Here is a 21103-nt window from a genome sequence, read left to right as displayed (position 1 = left end):
GCAGCAGCAGATGATGTTACCCGCCCAGGGCAATGCCTTCGCGGCGTGGATCTGCGCCGCCTTTCAGCCCATCACCAATTTCGATCACATGCAAACCAGAGGTGAGGTCGCGGGCATTGACCTCAAACCCCATATCGGTGAGCGGCTGGGTCATATCCTCAGCGCTTGTGCCCGCCTCCACATCATAGGTGCCAAAACGGTTCACCGCATGGGGCAGCGCCACGGCCTCTTGCACATCCATTCCCCAGTCGGCCCAGGCGATGATGGTCTTGGCCACATAGCCGATAATGCGGCTGCCACCCGGGGAGCCAACAGCCAGCGCCGGTTTGCCATCCTTCAGCACAATGGTAGGCGCCATGGAGGAGCGTGGGCGTTTGCCCGGTTCCAGCCGGTTGGCGATCGGCACCCCGTCGCGATGGCTGCGGAAAGAGAAATCTGTCAGCTCATTGTTCAAAAGGAACCCAGCCGCCATCAACCGCGAGCCAAAGCCGTTTTCGATGGTGGTCGTCATCGACAGCACATTGCCATATTGATCGACGATGGAGATATGCGAAGTTGAGGGCAGTTCAATCGACTCGTCATCGCCGAACAGCAGCGCATGGTCGAACTCCGGGGCACCTGCGTTTACCTCTGGCAGGGCATCATCGCCGCTGAGCAGCGTAGCACGCGTTTCAAGGTAATCCTGTGCCACCAGCCCCTGTGTCGGCATCGGCACAAAGTCGCTATCGGCCATGTATCGCCCCCGGTCGGCAAAGGCGAGGCGCGAGGCATCGCCGATCAGCCGCCAGGCATCGGGGTTCTCTGCGCCCAGTTCTGCGAGATCATAATTGCCCAGCATACCGAGAATCTGCCCCACCGTCAGCGCACCAGAGGAAGGCGGTCCCATGCCGCAAGCCTCATAGGCGCGATAGGTGACGCAGACGGCGGGGCGTTCCTTCACCTGATAGAGCGCCAGATCCATCGCGGATAAGACACCGGGGTTGCCCTCGGCCTCGCGCACGGCACTGGTGATCGCCTCCGCCACGGGACCGGCATAGAACCCGCGCGCGCCCTCATTCGCGAGGCGGCGCAATGTGTCGGCGTAAGCGGGGTTTTTCAGCGTGCTGCCCACCGCCAGCGGCGTGCCACCGGGCAGGAAGTAATCGGCGGTCTCTGACCAGCGCGACAGGCGGTCGGCGTCTTTTTCGATCAGCCCGGCCAGCCGGGGCGAGACAGCAAAGCCATCTTCGGCCAGATCAATGGCTGCGGTGAACAGGCCGGGCCAGGCGGCGCGGCCCCAGCGCCGGTGCGCAGCTTCTAGCAAGGCAGGTGTTCCGGGGGTGCCGACAGAGCGGCCACCGACGACGGCGTCATAGAACTTGAGCGGCTCGCCTGCGTCATCCTGAAACAGTGTCGGCGTGGCTGCCAACGGCGCGGTTTCACGACCATCCAGCGTGGTCACCTCGCCCGTGGCTGCGTCATACCAGACCAAAAACGCCCCGCCGCCAAGGCCTGAGGATTGCGGCTCCACCAGTCCCAGAACGGTCTGTACCGCCACCATGGCATCCGCCGCAGTCCCGCCCGCGCGCAGAACCTCGGCACCGGCTGCAACCGCATGCGGATTGGCGGCGGCGACCATCCAGTTCTCAGCCTCAACCGGGGTGCCATCGGATTTGGCCTCAATCGCAGCGGCGACCGCGTCGCTGATCGCCGCGAACCCGGCATCTGCGGTTTCTGCCGCGCCCTCAGGTGCCACGGCGTCTGCCGCTTCCTGTGCCCAAGCGGGTGTTGCTGCCAGCACTATGCCGGCCCAGAACAGATGTTTCATAACGTCGCCTCCCTTGAAATGGCGGGCTGCGTCAGCAACCCTAGAGCATGGACGGCACGACCTGATCCGGTGGCCGATGGCCGTCCTCGAATGTCTTGATATTCAAAAGAACTTTTTCGCCCATCTCCAGGCGACCTTCGAGCGTGGCAGACCCCATATGCGGCAGCAGCACCACGTTTTCCAACTCGCGTAGGCGCGGGTTGATGTCAGTGCCATGCTCATAAACATCGAGACCTGCCCCGGCGATCTCACCGGCGCGCAGCATCCGGGTCAACGCATGTTCGTCGATCACCTCGCCCCGCGAGGTGTTGACGATGACCGCATCGGGTTTCATCAATTTCAACCGCCGAGCGTTCATCAGATGGAAGGTCGAGGGCGTGGAGGGGCAATTGATAGACAGCACATCCATCCGCGCCACCATCTGATCAAGGCTCTCCCAATAGGTGGCCTCAAACCTGCCCTCGATCTCGGGGCGCAGGCGGCGGCGGTTGTGATAATGGACCTGCATGCCAAAGGCGCCGGCCCGTTTGGCGACCGCTTGTCCAATGCTGCCCATGCCGAGAATCCCCAGACGCCGCCCGGCCAGACGCCCGCCCAGAAGAGCGGTGGGCGACCAGCCCTGCCAGTCCCCTTTCTGCATGATCGCCAGACCTTCGGGGATGCGGCGCACCACCGCCATAATCAGGGCCATGGCCATATCCGCCGTGTCATCGGTCAGGACGCCGGGCGTGTTGGATACCAGAATGCCACGCTGGCGCGCCGTTGCCACATCAATGTGATCGACCCCGGCACCGTAGTTGGCGATCAGTTTCAGCCGGTCTGCGGCCTGTGCTAGCAAGGCAGCATCGATAGTGTCGGTCACCGTCGGCACAAGCACATCGGCATCCTTTAGCGCGGCGGCCAATTCGGTCCGGCTCATCGGTGTGTCGTCCTCGCGCAAGCGCACATCGAACAATTCGCTCAACCGGGTTTCAACCGGCTCCGGCAACCGTCGCGTTACGACAACACTCAGACGTTCTCTTGCCACTGCTGCTCTCCCTCGGCTTTGCAATCTCTCTGGCCTCATGGCATCGTGGCGCAGGACGCGGGCAGGCACAAGAACCATCCCGCACCTCGGCCCATCTGACGCGGCTTTCTTTTTCAGACCTCATCGCACCCGGACATCAGATCAGGGGTAGGTCGACAGAAAACGCAGTGGTTTCGGATTGGTCAGGCAGGTAACAGGCAGCAAAAAGAAGAAGCGAGCAGGCAGTGAACATTTCGGCATCTTATCTGCGGTCCCGGCTGGCCGTGGTCGCCATGACCCTGATTGCAACGACCGGCGCGATGATCCCGGTTGAAGGCGCCGCGCGAGATGAGCGCGGCCCGGTGACCAATCTGCCGCTGCCGCGTTTCGTGTCGATGAAAGCCGCAGAGGGCAATGTGCGCCGTGGCCCCTCCCTCACCCACAAGATCGACTGGGTGTTCAAACGACGCGGCATGCCGCTGGAGATCACCGCCGAATATGGCCATTGGCGCCGGGTGCGTGATCGCGATGGCGCCGGTGGTTGGGTGCATTATGCGCTGCTGTCCGGTGCCCGGACCGTGCTGATCGAAGAGGACATGCTGACCGTTCACGCCCGCCCCGACAGCGGCGCGCCGGTCACGGCCGCCTTTGAACTGGGCGTGGTTGCGCGACTGGGCAAATGCGAGGTCAGCTGGTGTTCGATTTCGGCCGGCGGCTATCGCGGCTGGGCGCCCAAGGAAAAACTCTGGGGCGTGGCCCCGGAGGAGCTGCGCGACTGAGCCATCAAGCCGTCAATCGCGATCGTCGGCGGGGCGGATTGCGAGGCTGGTGCCGCCAAGATCGCGAAAGCTCTTCTGTCGGCAGGAAAACACCAGAATTTGCAGATCATTGGCCTGAAGCGTCAGCGCATCAAACAACGCCTCAATGCGGGCATCATCGGTATAGACCAGCGCGTCATCCAGTATGACCGGAATGCCTTGGCCGGATTTGGCCAGCAACCGGGCAAAGGCCAGCCGCACCATCAGCGCCAATTGTTCCTGTGTGCCGCCTGACAGCTGGGTCAGCTGCTCCTCTGCCGCGCCGCGCGCCAACTGGCTGGGCAGCACGCTGTCGGCATCGACCTGCACCTCCGCTTCTGGCCAGAGACGGCGCAGCAGCGGCGTCAATTCTGCCATCAGAGGCCCCAGATATTGCGCCTGCGCGCCCGCCTGCGCGGCCTCCAGCGCCTGATCAAGGCGACGCAGCGTGGCCACTTCGAAATGCAGGGCCTGCTGTCGGGCCTCCGCGACGGCCAGCTGGTCGGTCACCTCGGCCAGCTCTTCCTCAACTGCGTGGCTGGCATGGGCGCTGATGCGCGCATCCAAGACGGCCAGATCGCGCGCCAAATCCTGCAATCGGGCCTGTGCGGCCTCTACCACCGAGCGGGCCCGCTGACAGGTGGCGCGGGCCTGTTCCAGATCCGGGGCAGCAGCGGTCAGGCGGGCATCTTCGGCGCGGGCCTCAGCAACGGTCTGATCCAAGGCAGGCATCTCGGCCCTCAGGGCAGCCAGCTCTGTTGTGGCGATTTCCCTCTCTCCAAGAGCCTGCGTGGCGCGGTCGAGATCGGCCTCCGCCGCTTTGGCCTCGGCAAGGGCGCCATGTGCGGATTGCTGGGCGGTGCTCTCCTCGATGCGGGCTTTGGCGAGATCGGCCTCCGCCCGCGTCTGACCGGCCTCCGCCTCCGCCAGTGCCGCCTCCAGGGTGGTACGATCCGGCAGCGGATCGCAGGGGGGCTGCGGGTCTGTGCCACCGGGCAAGGCGGCGATCGCTGCAACCAGTGCCTCGCGCCCCTCGGGAGCAAGTGCGCGCTGGGTGGCTTCGCCTTCCCTCAGCCGGGCGGTGGCGGCAAGGCGCGCCTGATGGGCGGCACGGGCCTGTGCCAATGTCCCAAATTCCAGCTGATCAAGGGCCGTTGCCAGCGCGGTTTCGGCCTCGGATACCGCCCCGGCGGCCTCACTGCGGGCAGGATGCAGCGTGACTGTAGCAAGTCCAGGAACCTCCAACTCACCCCCTTCCGGCAAGGCAATCTCACCCCCCTCATCGAAGGTCTCACCGTTGAGACGCAGCCTTGTGGTACCGCCCGGCAGGTAGGCCACGCTGAGTGCCGCCGCAGAGGCCGTGCGGGCATGCTGCGCCAGAGTGACAGCCCGCGCCAGATCCTCCAACTGGGCGAGGGCATCCGCATCAATCCCCTGCCCGACCTGCTGGCGATTCTCGGCAAGCGCGGCTTGAAGCGCATCGAACTGCGCCAGACGCTCGCCCAGCTCCGTGCGCCGCAACTGCGCCTGTTCTGCGGCCTCAGCCCGCAGCGCAGCAGCCACGGATTTCCGCGCCAGGCCCACGTTTTCGCGGGCCTGCGTCGCCACGCTCTCCGCCTGCTTCAACTGCTGGGCCGCCTGCGCGGCCTGCTCTGCGGCACTGTCGCGCCGTTCTGCCGCCTGCATCAGGGCGGTAGTGGCGCGGGCATGATCGGCAAGGCGTTCGGCCTGTGTTTCGATCCGCGCCGCCTGCCCGTCGCGCTGCAAAATTGCAAGATCAAGCGCACGGCGGGCCTGCTCACATTTCTCGCGGTGACGTTCAGCAGCGGCCAGCGCGGTTTCGGCTTGGTTCAACCGGGACTGGCGGGCCGCTGTTTCCTCCGGCGCGTCAAGCTCCGCCTGTTCGCGGAGCTGGAGGCGCCGCTGGTCCAACAGCTGACGCAGATCGGCGACTTGCCCGGTCAGGGCATCACGCTGCTTAGAGAGCGCGGCCACGCGGGCCTCCACCTCAGCGAGCGGACCACCCTTGCGAGCACCACGGCTGGTGACCATGCGGTCCAGATCGCTGCGCAGGCGGCGGCGCAGGCGTTCCATCTGCTGACCGCCAGTCACGGCCTCGACTTCACCACTGAGAGACGACATCAGATCGCGCCGCGCCTCCAGCGTGTCCTTAGCATCGGCAAAATCGGTCAGCCCCTGCCGCAGCCAGAGCATGCCCACCGGGCCTTCCTTCGGTGGGGCGATAAGGTCGCGCAGCCAAACCTCTGCCGCGTCGGCCTGATGCAGGAGCACCCCCTCGCGCCAAATGCGCGCGGCGCCTTTACCTGCTGATTTCGTAAAGCTTTTGGCGATGCGAAAATGACTGCCCTGATGGGTCAGCTCAACCTCAACCTCAGGATCGCCACCCGAATGCGGAGCAAGGGCACGCACCTCCTTATCCCAGGATTTCGCGTCCTTGAAAAACAGCGCATGCAGGGCGTCAAAGATGGTCGATTTGCCGTGCTCATTCGGCGCGCTGAGCAGGTTGAGGCCGGGGCCGATGCCAGTGACCTCCACAGGATCGACAAAGCGGCGTACATTGGTCAGACGAATGGCGGTAAGCTTCATTCCGCGCCCTCCCGCACGACGGCATAGAGCCGGTTCAGCGCGGCGGCGGCCACATCGCGGGCCTCTTCGGCGAGGGCACTGTTCTGACTCTCAGCCATCAGCTCCTCTGCCGCAGCGCGCAGCGCGCCAGTGGTGGCGATCTGGTCGAGATCCTCAGCCCGGTGTTCAATGCGCAAGTCATCCCCATCAAGGCTGAGGTGGCAAAACGCCGGAGCCTGCTCCTCGACAAAGCGCAACATCTGCATATGCTGATCTACGGTGACCCATCCGCGCGCGCGGATGCGGATCAGACAGTTGGGCCAGTCCTGCGGATCACCCGGCAGCGCCTCTCTGATGAGGGCCGCGATATCCTGTCCCGGCGCCAGATCAAGCGTAAGATCCTGCCAGTGGTACTGCCCCATCTCAACCGGGCGCAGCTGCGGCAGCTGACCCGGCCCCGGCAGGTCCACCAGAAGGCAGCTACCCCGACCCGGATGTTTGAAGCGATCCCGTTCCGGCGTGCCGGGGTAGCGGCTGCGGGCATTCAGGCTGAAATCACCGTGCCAATCCCCCAGCGCCAGATAGTCGAGCCGAGCACTCTCGGCGCGGTTGGTGGCGATGGTCTCCGCCCCGTTCTGATCGCGGTCGAAATCCAGCACCGCCCCATGCGCCAGACCGATCCGCAGATGTCCGTCCGGGGTTTCTGCGCTGTCCATCCAGATGGTGCGATCCTGTCCGGCAAACCGGCGTTCGCAGGGGGCGGGCAATAATGTGGCCCCGGGCGCGATCTCAACCGGCGTGGGCTGCATCAGCAGATGCACGTTCTGCGGCGCGTGGCGCGCCATTTCCGCCCAAAGCGGTTCTGCCGCGCCGCTGTCGTGATTGCCGGGAATGATCCACCATTGCACCGGATCCGCTGCCGCCATCGCCGCCAGCGCCTGCCGGATCACCCGCGCCGACGGGGTTTCGGTGTCAAACAGATCCCCCGCGATCAACACATGGCCTGCACCCTCCTTGCTCGCGGTTTCCGCCAGCCGGGGCAGGATGCCCATCCGGGCCTGTTGCAGCGCCGCGCGGGTTTCCTCGTCAAACTGACCAAAGCGCTTGCCCAGATGCAGGTCAGAGGTGTGCAGCAGGCTCAGGCTGGTCATGCGAGGCTAGATCCTTTGAAGCGGCAAAGAGAGTTGGGTGGATTGCAGAAGTGACAGAGCCGCGCCGAGGCGTCAACGTCGACCCGGCGCAAGCGTCGCAGGCGCGCGCCCAACGGAGTGGGCACCCCATTGACAGAGGGTGACCGGCGCGGCAAAAATATTGGAGATTTTTAAAAATAGGGATCAAAGCATGTTTGGTCGGCGCGCCCAAGCGGAGGACGACACAGTTGTAGCCATGCTCGCAGCGGCACTGCGACGGGACATCTCCTTTGGTGTGCTGCGCCCGGATCAGAAGCTGAAGATTGAGGCGTTGCGCCAGAGTTACGGCGGCTCCAACCACTCCATGCGCGAAACCCTGCGGATGCTGAGCGCCGAGGGGCTGGTGGAGGCCACCGCCCAGCGCGGCTTTCGTGTGACCTCCGCCACCGAGGATGATCTGCGGGACATTCTGTTCATGCGGCTGGAGGTGGAGCGGCTGGGCCTGCGGCTGGGGCTGGCGCGGAGCGATGTACAGTGGGAAGGTCGACTACTGGCCGCCCATCATGCGTTGCGCCGCACCGAAGAGGCGCTGATACAGGACCCCAACGACGCGCTGGCGCTGGACTGGGATATGGCTGGTCGGAGCTTTGCTGCGGTGCTGGTGGAGGCCGCGCAATCGCCCCGGCTGTCGGATATGCAGCTGAAGTTCTACGACCAGTCGCGCCGGTTCCGGCTGGCGCTTCTGCGGGAGGGGCGGCTGGATTTCAGCGCCCGCGCACAGCAACAACAAGCGCTGGTGGAGGCGGTTCTGGCGCGCGACACAGATGCTGCCGTGGCGGCGCTGGAAACCTATGTGACGGGTGACATGATGACAGGGACGAGGGGCGTCTGACCCAGCCCGCGCCACCTTGCGACAGCAAACACATCGGGCCGGACCGGTCCGGAATGACACTCACGAAGAGGGAGGATTAAGACATGACACATTGGACACGCCGCCGCGCGCTTGCGGCTCTTGGCAGTGCAGGCGCGGTTGTCGGCCTCGCCACACCGGCGCTGGCGAGCAAGCGGAAAATCGTGCTTGGCGCGCTGCGCTTTACCAGCCATTCGGCGAGCTTCATCGCGCAGGAACGTGGCTATTTCGCCAATGCCGGGCTGGATGTGGAACTGCGGTTTTTCCAGGCGGCCTCGCCGATGTCGGTGGCGATTGCCTCTGGCGATGTGGATTATGCGGTCACGGCGATGTCAGGTGGTCTGATCTCCCTGGCCAATCGCGGGGCGATCAAGGTGATTGGCGGTGCCCTCTCTGAGGAGCCGGGGATCGACGGGCAGAAAATCCTGGTATCCGATGCGGCCTATCAGGCGGGCATCACCAGCCCGGCGGCGCTGGATGGAAAGAGCTTTGGCATGACCACAGCCGGATCGTCTTTCCACTACATGGGGTCGCGGATGGCCCAGAAGGAAGGCGTGTCGCTGTCCTTCAAGCCGCTGCAAAAGGTCGGTGCCATCATCGGCGCGCTGAAATCCGGCCAGATTGATGCCTGGTCCATCGTGCCGCATATTGCGAAACCTCTGGCCGGATCGGGTGCGGTGCATATCATTGGTGATGTGGCGGACTATCTGCCCGACTATCAGGTGACGACGGTGTTCACCTCCGCCCAGAACGCCAGCGGTGAACAGCAGATGACCCGGGATTTCCTGAGCGCCTACAGCCGCGGGGTTGCGGACTACAACGCCACCATGATCGACCGGGCCAGCGGTGATGCGGGCGTCGATCAGATGGTCGATCTGATCCACAAATATGTCTATGCCGACCGCCCCCGCGAGAAAGCCGCCAAGTCGATCATCAACGGCACCATGCGCCTGAACGAAGGCGCCGCGATGAACACCAGATCGCTGGCGGATCAGCTGGCCTGGTTCCAGGCAGAGAAGCTGGTGGATGCCGATATCTCGCTGGAGACGATCATCGACCCCAGCTACGTCGACAGTATCGGCTAGTCCTGCGGCCGGGGCGCCCTGCCCCGGCCTGCCCTCTTGCGGAGCAACATCATGGATATTCGCCTGTCTGAGGTGGGTCATGCCTATGAAAATGTCGCGGTGCTCAGCGACATCACGCTGGATATTCCCAGCGGCAAGATCGTCTGTATCGTCGGCCCCTCGGGCTGTGGCAAATCCACCCTCTTGCGGTTCATTGGCGGGCTGGAACGCCCTTCCCAAGGCGAGGTCCTCCAAGTGGGCCAGCCACCTGAGGGCTGTCTCAATCCGCTGACCTATGTGTTTCAGGATTTTGCCCTGCTGCCCTGGCGCACCGTCCGGGGCAATATCAGTCTGGTGCTGGAGGATCACGGCATTCGCGGCACGACGGCGGCACGGATCATCGACGATGTTCTGGCGCGCACCAAGCTGAGTGAATTCGCCGGGGCACTGCCCAAGCAGCTGTCGGGCGGCATGAAACAGCGGGTGGCGATTGCGCGGGCATTGGCGGTGAACCCGGCAGTGATGCTGATGGATGAGCCGCTCTCCGCGCTGGACAGCCAGACGCGTGAGCTGCTGATGGATGATCTGGTGGCGCTCTGGACTCGCACGCCCTTCACTGCGGTCTATGTGACCCATAATCTGGCCGAAGCGGTGCGGCTGGGCCATGCCATCGTGGTGCTGTCCCGCCGCCCCGGACAGATCCGCGAGATCGTGCATCTGGACACACCGTTGGCAGAACGCGCGTTCGGCGATGCGGATCTTGAACAGAAACAGAAATACCTGTGGCAGCTGATGCGTGACGAGGCGCGGGCGGCGGATGCGGAGCTGATGAATGTCTGACACCCGAATGGCCACAGTGCAGCCCGCCCTCAAGACACAAACGCCCCACCAACATGCGCCGGTGCGCCCGGTGCAGTTTCGCGGGGGCGGCTTTGCGCCGCGCGGGGCCCGCTGGGTGGGGGCTCTCGTCTTTGTGCTGTTGCTGGTGCTGGCAGAACTGGGCACCCGTCAGGGCTGGATCTCCAACCTGACGCTGCCGCGCCCCAGTGATGTGCTGGCCACATTGGGGGAACTTTATTCCTCCGGCCTGCTGTGGACCCATGTCAGTGTCTCTCTGTCACGGTTGGTGGTTGGCGCCGCCCTTGGGGCCAGTGTCGGCATTGGAGTCGGGCTGATGATCGGGCTGTTTTCCTATGTGCGTGCCGGGCTGGTGCCGCTGGTGGCCGCGCTGTTCCCGATTCCGAAAATCGCGCTGCTGCCGCTGTTCGTGATCTGGTTCGGGATTGATGAAGGGTCGAAATATGCGTTGATCGCCTTTGGCACCTTTACCCCCACTGTCGTGGCCACCTATGGCGCCGTGGACAATGTCGACCGGTCGCTGATCCGCATGGGGCAGAGCTTCAACCTCTCGTGGCTGTCCATTGTGCGCAAGATCGTGCTGCCGGGCGCGATGCCCGGTATCCTGTCGGGACTGCGCATCAGCCTGGCGATTGCCATTATCCTGCTGGTGGCCGCTGAAATGCTGGGCGCAGAGCATGGCATCGGCGCGTATATTCTGGAGGCCGGCTCGCTCTATGATCTGGAACGGCTGTTTGCCGGTGTCGCCATCCTGTCGGTGCTGGGCGTGTTGGTCAGCAGCCTGATCGGGCTGCTAGAACGCCGCCTGTTGCGTTGGCGTGGCTAACGACGTGCGAGTCGCCAATACGGGACAAATTGACCATATTGGCGGCATATCAGCCCAATAATCTCAAAAGCGCGGCAATCTGCGCCCTACAAAGCCCATGCTGGCAATTGCACCCGCGCGCGACCTGATTTACACGGGGGGCCATATGAATGGCTGTTGTCCTTGCGGGCTGCCGGTCTGTCAGACCAGATCTGACATAGAATGACCGCCCCCGCGTCCAAGCTGGACCGCAGCACCCCGTCCATCCGGTGCAGCGTCAATCGCTCACTCAAGTTTCCGATATCGCTGAAAAAAGGTTGTGGAATATGGCAGAAAATTCGACCCCCGACATTTTGTATACCATCGTAGACGAAGCCCCCGAGCTGGCCAGCGCCTCTCTGCTGCCGATCATCCGCAGCTTTGCCGCGGCGGCAGGCGTCTCCGTCGGGACCAAGGACATCTCGCTGGCGGGCCGTATCCTTACGACCTTCCCCGAAGCGCTGAGCGACACCCAGCGTCAGAGCAATGATCTGGCCGAACTGGGCCAACTGGTGAAAACGCCTGAGGCCAATGTGATCAAGCTGCCGAACATCTCGGCTTCTGTACCGCAGCTGACCGCCGCGATTGCCGAATTGCAGGCGCAGGGATTTGCAGTACCGGACTACCCGGCAGATCCGGCGACGGACGCGGAAAAAGAGATCCGCGCGCGCTATGACACCATCAAGGGTTCGGCTGTGAACCCGGTGCTGCGCGAAGGTAACTCTGATCGTCGCGCCGCCAAAGCGGTTAAAAACTTTGCCCAGAACAACCCGCATTCGATGGGCAAATGGTCCGCTGACAGCAAGACCAAAGTGTCTTCGATGCCGGGCAATGATTTCTACGCCAACGAAGTCTCCGCCACCATCTCTGCCGCACAGGCCGGTACCGCGAAGATCGAATTTGTCGGCAAGGACGGTGCGGTCACCGTGCTGAAGGACAGCTGGCCGCTGGAAGAAGGCACCGTTGCGGATGCCACTTTCATGTCGGCCAAGGCGCTGTCGTCCTTCCTGAAGGACGCGATTGAGGATACCAAAGCCGACGGCACCATGTTCTCGCTGCACATGAAGGCCACCATGATGAAGGTCTCTGACCCGATCATCTTTGGCCACGCGGTGAAGGCATGGTTGGGTCCGGTCTGGGACAAATTCGGCGCTGAAATCGAAGCGGCTGGCGGCTCTGCCAATTCCGGCCTTGGCGCGGTACTGGCGACCATTGATGGCCTGCCCAATGGCGACGCCATCAAGGCCGAGATCGCCGCATTGGACCGTCCGTCCATGTATATGGTCGACAGCGACAAGGGCATCACCAACCTACATGTGCCGTCCGATGTGATCATCGACGCCTCGATGCCGGCGGTGATCCGCGCCGGCGGCAAAGGCTGGGACGAAGCGGGCAACAAGGGCGACACCAACTGCGTGATCCCCGACCGCTGCTATTCCACCGTCTATGACGAGAGCATCAATTTCTTCAAAGCCAATGGCGCGCTGGACGTGACCACCGCAGGCTCCGTGGCAAACGTTGGCCTGATGGCGCAAAAGGCTGAGGAATACGGCTCCCACCCGACCACATTCGAAGCGCCTGCTGATGGCACCATCCGCATCGTGCTGGCCAACGGCGAGACGCTGCATTCACACGAGGTTGAGGCCGGAGATATCTGGCGCTCCTGCACCGTGAAAAAGGCCCCGATCGAGAACTGGATCGAACTGGCGATGGACCGTCAGCGTCTGACCGGTTCCGAGGCGATCTTCTGGCTGGACGAAAACCGCGCCCATGACGCTGAGCTGATCAAATACGTGAAGCCCGCCTTGGAAGCGGCCGGTAAATCCGACCTGTTCCAGATCATGGCCCCGCGTGAGGCGACAGCCCAGTCGCTGAAGACCATCACCGCGGGCAAGGACAGCATCGCCATCACTGGCAACGTGCTGCGCGACTACCTGACCGACCTGTTCCCGATTCTGGAACTGGGCACCTCGGCCAAAATGCTGTCGATTGTGAAGCTGATGAACGGTGGCGGGTTGTTTGAGACCGGTGCTGGTGGGTCGGCCCCCAAGCACGTGCAGCAGCTGGTAGAAGAAAACCACCTGCGCTGGGACTCCATGGGTGAGTTCTGCGCCCTGGGTGAATCGCTGAACTTCCTCGCCGACAGCAAAGGCAACGCAAAGGCTGGCGTGCTGGGCGCTGCTGCCGAGGCGGCGACGCAGGGCATTCTGGATCACAACCGCTCGCCCTCGCGCAAGGTGGGTGAGCCGGACAACCGCGCCAGCCACTACTGGTTCGCCCGCTACTGGGCCGAGGCGCTGGCCGCACAGGGGGATGACGCCGAGCTAGCCGCGCATTTCGCGCCCATCGCGGCTGAGCTGGCCGCCAAGGAAGAGGCAATCCTCGCAGAGCTGGCAGAGGTTCAAGGCAAAGCTGCGGATCTGGGTGGTTATTTCCACACCGATCCGGTGAAAACTGCCGCTGTCATGCGCCCAAGCGCGACATTGAATGGCATCATCGGCTGATCACGCGGCTGCGTGACCGGGCGATATACTGCCCCTAAACCATAAAAAACGCCCGGAGCGATCCGGGCGTTTTCTTTTGTGATTAGACTGTTATGCGCATGCCAGACATCAACCGGCACAGCGCATCTGATCCGCCGGTGTATCCCGTTTGGATCTGGCAGCAGCAACCAAGGCGCGGAATAGATTCAAATGAGCCGCGCGGTAGAACAGATGCTCCGGGTGCCACTGTACGCCGATCGCAAAACGCCGCCCCGGATCCTCAACCGCCTGCACCATGCCGGACTGGTCCCGGCCGGTGACCCGCAGCCCCTGCCCCAGATCGCTGACGGACTGGCTATGCAGCGCATTGACCTTGAGCTTCGCCACGCCCAGCACCCGGCGCAACACGCTGTTATTGGTGATCGTGACCACCTTGCGAGGCAGAACAGTTTTATAATTCTGCTGCCCGTAGTAGGCATAAGCGTCCTGATAGAGCCGCCCACCACGCGCCACATTCAGCATCTGCGCGCCGCGACATATCCCCAAAAGAGGGACATCCTGACGCGTCGCTTCTCTCACGATGCCCGCCTCCAGCGCGTCGCGGTCGGGATCCAGTCGGACCTCCGGTATGATCTGACCATCATACAGAGTTGGCGCAATGTCATCACCTCCGCCAATCACCACAGCATCCACGGTAGCCAGATCCGCATCACGGTTGCTTTGCCAGCGGACCGCGCGGCCACCAGCTAACCAGATATTGAGAGCCATCAGCGGAAAAATCCGCCAACCGCTGCGGCGCGAGACTGTCACGGCAATCCTTGGTTTCATGCAATGCCCTCCCGGTCGGCAACGCCGAGAATATCAGCCGCGTGTTTGGCCCATTCCCGGCTCATCAATTGTTCGCTGCGAGACCGCGCCCGCCAGCCCTCAATCAACGTCTTCAGGCGCCCATCGCGGGCGATCTGCTCGATCTCGGCCCAGCGGTTCCACTCATAGGTAATCGACCAGTCGGGATCCCCCAGACGGCAGTCAGGTAATCGGTAATGGTAGGCGGGCCGCGCGGCGGTTTTGTCCCCTTCGCCTAAGGCTGCACGCACGCGGTCCGGGGCATAATCCGCAAGCAGCGGCAGCAGATCCAGCGCGTGGTTGCGATCTGCTGCATGCTCAAGATAAAGGCCGAGAAGATCGTCTATGGTTGGCGGAGGAGACGCACATAGCGCGTCTACCAAGGCCTTCGGATACGGCGCAATGAACGGCTGGACACGCCGCGACAGGTCGATCCCCGGCATCCGGCGCAACAGCGGCTCCAGCAGCGCGAAGGACGTCAGCACCGGCCCGATATGCTCAGCCGTCATATCGGCAACTTCCACGTTCAGGTGCACGCCAAAGCCGTTCAGCACACCGTCCTGCGTGCCCGTGGCCCCGGCCTCTGCCAATCTGACGCAAAGCTGATCCAGTCGGGATAGCTGCGACTGTTCCAGCGGTGGGGTAACGATTTCGACCGGGATCAGCGGTTCCGCCATGGCCACCAGCGTCTTGCCGAGGCCCGGTTTGCCGCGGTAACGGCTGTCGAGATAGACCTCTACATCGCCCAGCGCTGTAGCTTTGACATGGGGGTTTGGCCCGTCAGCGCGGTCCTGCGCTCTGATCTCGCCGCCAAGTTCACGCTGCACAATCTTTTGAGCGTGCGTAACGGACAGGCCGCCGAATTCAATCTCGACGCCGACCTTGCGGGCCGCTGCAGATCTGCGCGCCTGCGGCTCTTGCGGCAGGGGGGCTGCGACCACATCCGATCTGGCACCAGCGGCGCAGCCCACCCCGCCTTTCAACTCGCTTTCACCCATGTTTGGCTCCGTTGTCGCTCTCTGGCTCAACGTCGCCGGTCCAGAAATGTTCCGGATCGCGTCATTCGTCCCCGCTCAGCGCCGTCTCCTCATGCATGCTGAGGCGACCAAATACGCCGCCATCCACCTCATAAGAGCAGCATCCAAAGGGCGACACCGGCCAGCAAGAGCGCAAATCCGCGATTGAGCTGCTGTGCGCGCAGATCGCGGGAAAACTGTCGCGCCAGCCCCTCACCGATCCAGGTCCAGATCGAGAATGCCACCAGGTTGTTGAGAGTAAAAATCAGTGTGATGGCCAGCACCGGCACCAGCGCGTCCCTACCAAGGCTCACCGACCCCGGAGGCGTGAGAAACTGGCTGAACATGACTGTGATAATCACATAGGCTTTGGGGTTGAGCAGCAGCAGGACGACTCCATCGCGAAACCGGGCCGGACGGGCCTGAAGCTCCGCCTGAAGTCCACCAGCACGCCACAGCCCCCATGCAATCCAAAGAACATAACCTGCGCCTGCCATCTTCAGCCAGGTGAACTCCTCCTGCGCCACCGCCTGAGCCGCCAGCGCGCCGGATCCAATCAGCAGCGTCACCGCAGCGGTGGCAATATGGTAGCCCGTTGTCGCAGGCAAGGTCGCGCGAAAACCAAACCGCGCACCATTGGCCGCAAAAAACAGGTTGCCCGGTCCGGGGCTATACGCGAGCGGGAACAAAAACAACAACAGCGCCAATACCATATCCGGTGTCATTTTGGTGGATCCTCTGCCAGCCTGCCGACCCCAAATAGGGCAACCCCTGCAGCGCGCGCGACCCGGATCCTGCGCAATCCTGCGGCGCGATTGAGCGCTTTAGGAACACTCTGCCCAATTGCGGCGTTTGTTCATCAGAGAACCGCCGGACCTTGCCCCGCAAGGCCGCCGCGCCATGCAAATGACCCCGCCAGATTGGAGCTTCCTATGCCGACAATTTACGATGCGATTAAGGACGACCATGATACCCACCGCAAACTGCTGACCTCCATTCAGGACAGCAAGGTCGAGGCACGTGGTGCCCTGTGGAAACGGTTTTACGAAGATGTCAAAAGCCACGCAGCCGCGGAGGAGGAGACGTTTTATTCAAAACTGATAAGCAAGACCTGGGGCCAGGATGCCGCGCGGCACTCCGTACATGAACATCAGCAGCTTGATGATCTGATGGAGGAGCTGAATGTGATGAAGATGTCCTCCGACCTCTGGATGACCAAATTCGAACAGCTGAAGCATGAGTACGAACATCACATGGATGAGGAAGAAAACGAGGTCTTCACCCGTGCCAAAGAGGTGATTTCTGACGAGGACCTTGAGGGCTACGGTAGCCGGTTCGAACAGCGCAAGGATGAGGAACGCGGATTGATCGACGAGAAACGCGAAGACAGTCTGGAAGATTGACCCACCGACCGGGAACCCGCTTTCTGCATCCCTGCTGGCGATGGCCGCTCGGCGCCGCGCGCATGGGATCGCAGATCACGGAGAGGCCGCCGACGCGCGGCCTCTGTTTTCGTTTGTTGCGCGGGGGAGAGATTACAGCTGCCGGGCCAAGGCCAGCGTCGCCATCGCAGGCAGGGTCAACAGGGTCTTTGCCGCTTCCACCCGTGCCTCTGTGTAATAACCCGGCTCATGCAGAATATTGATGGTCGCGGCAAGTTCGCCCCCGATCAGCACCGGCAGGTTGATCACCGACCCGCAGCCCAGCGCCCCGATCAGCTCCGCATCGGGAAATACCTGATCAATCTCTTCCAGAGTATTGGCAACAAAACTGCGGTGCTGGCCATGGACGATCTCGAACCAGTCATTCATTTCAATCGGCTTGGTGCCGGAGGTCGGGTAGTTCTCGCGATCATCGGTATAGGTGCGGCAGGCCAGCATGGCTGCCATATCCACGGTCATCACCGTGAACAGCTTTGCCCCGACGGTCGCCTTGGTCAGCGCGCAGAGGGCGTCATAGGCCGCCTCGGCGCTGGTGGCAATAGCGAGCGTTTCGGTGAACTGGCTCAGCGCTTCTGAGGTATCTTCCGGCAGTCTATCTTCGGGCATTCGGGTCGATCCATTCTCTCGGGTTAGTGTCACGCGGTCGGCTCCGCGCCACCGCTGGCGGCATACAGCTGCTGCGTATAAGCATCGCTAAAGGCCCCGTCATGCAGAGCTTCTGCCGGGGCGATCTCTACGATGCGTCCCTTGTTCATCACTGCCATTCGATCACACATAAAGCTGACAACCGGCAGGTTATGCGTGACCATCAGATAGGTCAGCCTCTGATCGCGGCGCAGCGTCTTCAACAGGTTCAGGATTTCCGCCTGCACCGAGACATCCAGCGCCGAGGTCGGCTCATCCAGCAGCATCACCTTCGGCTCCAGCATCAGGGCCCGCGCAATGGCGACCCGCTGGCGTTGCCCACCGGAGAGCTGATGCGGATAGCGGAACCGGAACCGCTGGTCGAGGCCAACTGCCGCCAGCATATCGGCGACGCGGGCGTCGCGCGCGCCGATCCCATGCACCCGCAGGGGCTCCCGTAGCACCCAGTCGACCGGTTTGCGCGGGTGCAATGAACCGTAGGGATCCTGAAACACCATCTGACAGGTTCGCGAAAACGCGCGGTCAATCCCATGGCTGCGTGGCTGGCCCAGCACCGAGATCTCACCGGTCCAATTCGGGGCCAGCCCCGCGATGGCCTTCAGCACGGTGGATTTTCCGGAACCGCTTTCCCCCACCAGGGCAAAGCTTTCCCCTTCGGCGACGTCGAAACTGACATCCCGCACCACCTTGGTGTCGCCGTAGGAAATATCGAGATTGTGCAGAGAGATCGCGGTCATGTGCCACTCCAGCCTTGTCGGTCGAGCACCGGCAGCGTGTCGCGGGTCTCTTTCATCCGGGGCACCGCCGCCAGCAGACCTTGGGTATAGGGGTGGCTTGCCTTATGCAGGTCCGCAGCGGCGCAGCTCTCCACCACGCGGCCCGCATTCATCACCATGATCCGGTCACAGTATCGCGCCACCAGATTGAGGTCATGGCTGATCAGGATCAGGCCCATGCCCTTGTCGCGCACCAATTCGTCGATCAGATCCAGCACCTGCGCCTGCACCGACACATCCAGCGCCGAAGTCGGCTCATCCGCAATCAGAAGATCCGGGCGCGGGATCAGCATCATTGCGATCATCACTCGCTGCCCCATGCCGCCCGAGACCTGATGCGGGTACATCTGGGCAACGGCCTCCGGGTCATTGATCCGCACTGCCTCCAGCATCTCCAACACGCGGGCGCGGGTGTCGCGGCGATTCAGCCGCTCGTGAACATCCAGCGCCTCAGCGATCTGTGCGCCGATGGTCATCACCGGATTGAGCGAAAATTTCGGATCCTGCATGATCATCGAAATCCGGGCGCCGCGAATGGCGCGCATCTGGCGCTCACTGAGGGTTTGCAGATCCTGCCCCTCCAGCGCCAGCCGACCCGCCGTCATCCGGCCCGGATTGCGGATCAGCCGCAGGATGGCGCGACCGGTCATGGATTTGCCGGAGCCACTCTCGCCCACAATGCCAAGCCGCTCGCGGCCCAGGGTCAGGCTTAGCCCCTTGACCACCTCAACCCGGCCCTTGGGGGTCGGAAAACTGACGCGGAGGTTTTCAAGCTCCAGAAGTGGCGCGCACGCGTCGCTCATGATTTGCCCCCCTGTTTCGGGTCCAGCACATCGCGCAAGCCGTCGCCAAGGAAGCAAAAGCCGAGGCTGACCACGATGATCGCGATACCGGGCATGGTCGCGACCCACCATTGGTCCAGAATGAACACCCGCCCGCGCGAAATCATCGCGCCCCATTCCGGCAGCGGCGGCTGCGCGCCGAGGCCCAGAAAGCCAAGCCCTGCCGCTGTCAGAATGATCCCCGCCATATCCAGCGTCACCCGCACGATCATCGATGACGTACACAGCGGCAGCACATGTTGCAGGATGACACGGCTGTGCGAGGCCCCAAGCAGGCGGGTGGCGGCAATAAACTCGGCGTTGCGGAAGGTCAGCGTCTCGGCCCGTGCGATACGCGCATAGGCTGGCCATGCGGTGATGGCGATGGCAATGATCGCGTTTTCGATCCCCGGCCCTAAGGCAGCGACAAAGGCCAGCGCCAAGATCAGCTTGGGCATCGACAGGAATACATCGGTGACCCCCATCAGGATCCGGTCGGTCCAGCCCCCGAAGTAGCCCGAGATGGCCCCGATGATCAGCCCCAGCGGCGCCGAGATCACCGCCACCAGAGCGACAATCATCAGCGTGATACGCGCGCCGTACACCACGCGGGAAAAGATATCGCGCCCAAGCTCATCCGTGCCCATCCAATTGGTCCAGGAGGGCGGCAACAGACGAGAGGACAGGTCCTGCCCCACCGGGCTTTGCGGCGCGATCCAGGGCGCAAAAGCCGCCGCAAGGATAAGGACGGTGATGATCACAGCCCCCAACACCGCCAGCGGGTTGCGCATCAGCGCAAGGATCATGCGATAGGCGCGCCCTGCGGTGGCCTGGGTCCGTGTGGCGGGCGAGTTGTCCAGCAACCAGTCGCGGCTCAGCATCACAGGCTCCTTGGGTCGAGAACCCGGTACAGCACATCCGAGATCTTGTTGATGAAGATAAACACCGCGCCGATCACCAGTGTTGAGCCAAGGACGGCATTCATATCCGCATTGAGCAGCGCCACGGTGAGGTAATTGCCGATGCCGGGCCAGCTGAACACCGTCTCAATCATCACCGAACCTTCCAGCAGCGCCGCATAAGAAAGGCCAATCACCGTGATCAGTGGCACCCGGATCGGTTTGAACCCATGCACCCAGATCACCTTCCACTCCGGCACGCCTTTGACGCGGGCGGTGGTGATGAATTCCTGACTGAGCTGGTCCAGCATGAAACTGCGGGTCATGCGAGCGATATAAGCGAGGCTGAAAAACCCGAGGATGGCCGCAGGCAGCACCAGATGCGAGAGCGCATTCCGGAACACCTCTGTGTCGCCGACCAACAGGCTGTCGACCAGCAACAAGCCAGTGACCGGCTCAATCAACCCGTCATAGAAGATATCAACCCGCCCCGGCCCGGCGACCCAGCCCAGACCCGCGTAGAACACCGCCAGGCCAACCAGCCCCAGCCAGAAGGCAGGCACCGAATAGCCTAATAGGGCAAAGACGCGGATGACCTGATCGACCCAGGTGCCCTGCCGCGCCGCAGCCCAGACGCCCATGGGCACGCCCATCACAACACCAATGATGATGCCGAGCGTGGCCATCTCCAGCGTGGCGGGAAACACCCGCGCCAGATCGGACACAACAGGCCGGTTGGTGGAAACAGAGCGCCCCAGATCGCCCTGAAAGACGTCCGCCACATAGGAGAAAAACTGCACCACCAGCGGCCGGTCCAGACCCATGGCAACCCGTGCCGCGTCATATTGGTCCTGCGTGGCGCGATCCCCGACCACGGAGAGAACCGGGTCGATCGGCACCACACGCCCAATGAAAAAGGTGATTGCCAGAAGGCCGAGGAAGGTCAGCGTTGACACGATCGCAAAGCCTGCAAGCCCTTGCCCCCAGCGCAAAATTGCGCGTCCCGATCTTGCTGTGCTGGTCAAGTTATCCTGCCCTCCACATGGCCGTGGCGCACGGCGCTCTACCGACAGAGTGCCACCAAATTCACCTCCGACATAAATATTATTTTTCGCAAAAGCAAAAAATTTTTGCTTCACAATAATTTTTTTTCTAAGCTGGATAAAACAGGAT

General features: G+C 62.7%; 19 protein-coding genes. 7 read left to right on the top strand and 12 right to left on the bottom strand.

Annotation, left to right across the window (positions count from 1 at the left end):
• Positions 1-16: 16 nt before the first annotated feature.
• Positions 17-1807, bottom strand: a complete 1791-nt coding sequence (gene ggt, locus GAL_RS02915) for a gamma-glutamyltransferase (protein ID WP_024096095.1) — start codon at positions 1805-1807, stop codon at positions 17-19.
• Between the two features lie 40 nt (positions 1808-1847).
• On the bottom strand, positions 1848-2834 hold the full coding sequence (locus GAL_RS02910) for a 2-hydroxyacid dehydrogenase (protein ID WP_040104215.1): 987 nt from the start codon (positions 2832-2834) through the stop codon (positions 1848-1850).
• Positions 2835-3106: 272 nt separating this feature from the next.
• Between GAL_RS02910 and GAL_RS02905 the strand changes: the two genes are divergently transcribed.
• Positions 3107-3592, top strand: coding sequence for an SH3 domain-containing protein (locus GAL_RS02905; RefSeq protein WP_244462778.1), 486 nt, complete (start codon positions 3107-3109; stop codon positions 3590-3592).
• A 12-nt stretch (positions 3593-3604) separates the two neighbouring features.
• On the opposite strand, the gene GAL_RS02900 is transcribed toward GAL_RS02905, so the two are convergent.
• Complete coding sequence (locus tag GAL_RS02900) at positions 3605-6217, bottom strand: AAA family ATPase (RefSeq protein WP_024096092.1); 2613 nt, start codon at positions 6215-6217, stop codon at positions 3605-3607.
• Positions 6214-7347, bottom strand: a complete 1134-nt coding sequence (locus GAL_RS02895) for a metallophosphoesterase family protein (RefSeq protein ID WP_024096091.1) — start codon at positions 7345-7347, stop codon at positions 6214-6216. The genes GAL_RS02900 and GAL_RS02895 overlap by 4 nt, the downstream gene beginning before the upstream one ends.
• A 190-nt stretch (positions 7348-7537) precedes the next feature.
• Here GAL_RS02895 and GAL_RS02890 point away from each other — a divergent pair, with 190 nt between their 5' ends.
• From GAL_RS02890 to GAL_RS02870, 5 genes are all read left to right on the top strand, one after another.
• Positions 7538-8218 carry a GntR family transcriptional regulator gene (locus GAL_RS02890; protein ID WP_024096090.1) on the top strand — a complete coding sequence of 227 codons (681 nt, stop codon included), beginning with the start codon at positions 7538-7540 and terminating at the stop codon, positions 8216-8218.
• Between the two features lie 83 nt (positions 8219-8301).
• Positions 8302-9321: an ABC transporter substrate-binding protein gene (locus GAL_RS02885; RefSeq protein ID WP_024096089.1), complete on the top strand. Its 1020-nt coding sequence runs from the start codon at positions 8302-8304 to the stop codon at positions 9319-9321.
• A 51-nt stretch (positions 9322-9372) separates the two neighbouring features.
• Complete coding sequence (locus GAL_RS02880) at positions 9373-10140, top strand: ABC transporter ATP-binding protein (RefSeq protein ID WP_024096088.1); 768 nt, start codon at positions 9373-9375, stop codon at positions 10138-10140.
• Positions 10133-10984, top strand: coding sequence for an ABC transporter permease (locus tag GAL_RS02875; RefSeq protein ID WP_024096087.1), 852 nt, complete (start codon positions 10133-10135; stop codon positions 10982-10984). Before GAL_RS02880 ends, GAL_RS02875 begins: the two co-directional genes overlap by 8 nt.
• 305 nt (positions 10985-11289) lie before the next feature.
• The gene (locus tag GAL_RS02870) at positions 11290-13506 is read left to right on the top strand and encodes an NADP-dependent isocitrate dehydrogenase (RefSeq protein WP_024096086.1); all 2217 of its coding nucleotides are present in this window, start codon (positions 11290-11292) and stop codon (positions 13504-13506) included.
• Positions 13507-13614: 108 nt separating this feature from the next.
• Here GAL_RS02870 and GAL_RS02865 read toward each other — a convergent pair whose 3' ends face one another.
• The 3 genes from GAL_RS02865 to GAL_RS02855 form a co-directional block, all read right to left on the bottom strand.
• The gene (locus GAL_RS02865) at positions 13615-14313 is read right to left on the bottom strand and encodes a gamma-glutamyl-gamma-aminobutyrate hydrolase family protein (RefSeq protein WP_024096085.1); all 699 of its coding nucleotides are present in this window, start codon (positions 14311-14313) and stop codon (positions 13615-13617) included.
• A complete protein-coding gene (locus GAL_RS02860) occupies positions 14310-15329 on the bottom strand; it encodes an amidoligase family protein (protein WP_024096084.1) in 1020 nt (339 codons plus the stop codon). The genes GAL_RS02865 and GAL_RS02860 overlap by 4 nt, the downstream gene beginning before the upstream one ends.
• Positions 15330-15457: 128 nt before the next feature.
• The gene (locus GAL_RS02855; protein WP_024096083.1) at positions 15458-16072 is read right to left on the bottom strand and encodes a LysE family translocator; all 615 of its coding nucleotides are present in this window, start codon (positions 16070-16072) and stop codon (positions 15458-15460) included.
• 207 nt (positions 16073-16279) lie between these two features.
• Between GAL_RS02855 and GAL_RS02850 the strand changes: the two genes are divergently transcribed.
• Positions 16280-16750 carry a hemerythrin domain-containing protein gene (locus tag GAL_RS02850; RefSeq protein ID WP_024096082.1) on the top strand — a complete coding sequence of 157 codons (471 nt, stop codon included), beginning with the start codon at positions 16280-16282 and terminating at the stop codon, positions 16748-16750.
• A 132-nt stretch (positions 16751-16882) separates the two neighbouring features.
• Here the strand turns inward: GAL_RS02850 and GAL_RS02845 are convergent, their stop codons facing one another.
• Genes GAL_RS02845 through GAL_RS02825 form a run of 5 tightly spaced genes read right to left on the bottom strand, consistent with a single transcriptional unit; the run spans position 16883 to position 21069 of the window.
• Positions 16883-17395 carry a hypothetical protein gene (locus GAL_RS02845; protein WP_024096081.1) on the bottom strand — a complete coding sequence of 171 codons (513 nt, stop codon included), beginning with the start codon at positions 17393-17395 and terminating at the stop codon, positions 16883-16885.
• A gap of 29 nt (positions 17396-17424) precedes the next feature.
• On the bottom strand, positions 17425-18171 hold the full coding sequence (locus tag GAL_RS02840; protein WP_024096080.1) for an ABC transporter ATP-binding protein: 747 nt from the start codon (positions 18169-18171) through the stop codon (positions 17425-17427).
• On the bottom strand, positions 18168-19013 hold the full coding sequence (locus tag GAL_RS02835; protein WP_024096079.1) for an ABC transporter ATP-binding protein: 846 nt from the start codon (positions 19011-19013) through the stop codon (positions 18168-18170). Before GAL_RS02835 ends, GAL_RS02840 begins: the two co-directional genes overlap by 4 nt.
• Positions 19010-19912, bottom strand: a complete 903-nt coding sequence (locus GAL_RS02830; RefSeq protein WP_024096078.1) for an ABC transporter permease — start codon at positions 19910-19912, stop codon at positions 19010-19012. The genes GAL_RS02835 and GAL_RS02830 overlap by 4 nt, the downstream gene beginning before the upstream one ends.
• Positions 19912-21069 (bottom strand): ABC transporter permease, encoded by a 1158-nt coding sequence (locus GAL_RS02825; protein WP_040104216.1) that lies wholly within the window; start codon positions 21067-21069, stop codon positions 19912-19914. Before GAL_RS02825 ends, GAL_RS02830 begins: the two co-directional genes overlap by 1 nt.
• Positions 21070-21103 lie beyond the last annotated feature (34 nt).

Origin of the sequence: Phaeobacter gallaeciensis DSM 26640 (genome assembly GCF_000511385.1) — a bacterium.
Lineage (GTDB): Bacteria > Pseudomonadota > Alphaproteobacteria > Rhodobacterales > Rhodobacteraceae > Phaeobacter > Phaeobacter gallaeciensis.
This window is presented reverse-complemented; position numbering and strand designations above follow the sequence as displayed.

Excerpts from the sequence above, each read along its gene's own strand:
- GAL_RS02870 (WP_024096086.1), top strand. The coding sequence starts at position 11,290 with ATGGCAGAAAATTCGACCCCCGACATTTTGTATACCATCGTAGACGAA.
- GAL_RS02860 (WP_024096084.1), bottom strand. The coding sequence starts at position 15,329 with ATGGGTGAAAGCGAGTTGAAAGGCGGGGTGGGCTGCGCCGCTGGTGCC.
- GAL_RS02850 (WP_024096082.1), top strand. The coding sequence starts at position 16,280 with ATGCCGACAATTTACGATGCGATTAAGGACGACCATGATACCCACCGC.
- GAL_RS02900 (WP_024096092.1), bottom strand. The coding sequence starts at position 6,217 with ATGAAGCTTACCGCCATTCGTCTGACCAATGTACGCCGCTTTGTCGAT.
- GAL_RS02875 (WP_024096087.1), top strand. The coding sequence starts at position 10,133 with ATGTCTGACACCCGAATGGCCACAGTGCAGCCCGCCCTCAAGACACAA.
- GAL_RS02880 (WP_024096088.1), top strand. The coding sequence starts at position 9,373 with ATGGATATTCGCCTGTCTGAGGTGGGTCATGCCTATGAAAATGTCGCG.
- GAL_RS02895 (WP_024096091.1), bottom strand. The coding sequence starts at position 7,347 with ATGACCAGCCTGAGCCTGCTGCACACCTCTGACCTGCATCTGGGCAAG.
- GAL_RS02835 (WP_024096079.1), bottom strand. The coding sequence starts at position 19,013 with ATGAGCGACGCGTGCGCGCCACTTCTGGAGCTTGAAAACCTCCGCGTC.
- GAL_RS02840 (WP_024096080.1), bottom strand. The coding sequence starts at position 18,171 with ATGACCGCGATCTCTCTGCACAATCTCGATATTTCCTACGGCGACACC.
- ggt (WP_024096095.1), bottom strand. The coding sequence starts at position 1,807 with ATGAAACATCTGTTCTGGGCCGGCATAGTGCTGGCAGCAACACCCGCT.
- GAL_RS02885 (WP_024096089.1), top strand. The coding sequence starts at position 8,302 with ATGACACATTGGACACGCCGCCGCGCGCTTGCGGCTCTTGGCAGTGCA.
- GAL_RS02845 (WP_024096081.1), bottom strand. The coding sequence starts at position 17,395 with ATGCCCGAAGATAGACTGCCGGAAGATACCTCAGAAGCGCTGAGCCAG.
- GAL_RS02855 (WP_024096083.1), bottom strand. The coding sequence starts at position 16,072 with ATGACACCGGATATGGTATTGGCGCTGTTGTTGTTTTTGTTCCCGCTC.
- GAL_RS02905 (WP_244462778.1), top strand. The coding sequence starts at position 3,107 with ATGACCCTGATTGCAACGACCGGCGCGATGATCCCGGTTGAAGGCGCC.
- GAL_RS02890 (WP_024096090.1), top strand. The coding sequence starts at position 7,538 with ATGTTTGGTCGGCGCGCCCAAGCGGAGGACGACACAGTTGTAGCCATG.
- GAL_RS02830 (WP_024096078.1), bottom strand. The coding sequence starts at position 19,912 with ATGCTGAGCCGCGACTGGTTGCTGGACAACTCGCCCGCCACACGGACC.
- GAL_RS02865 (WP_024096085.1), bottom strand. The coding sequence starts at position 14,313 with ATGAAACCAAGGATTGCCGTGACAGTCTCGCGCCGCAGCGGTTGGCGG.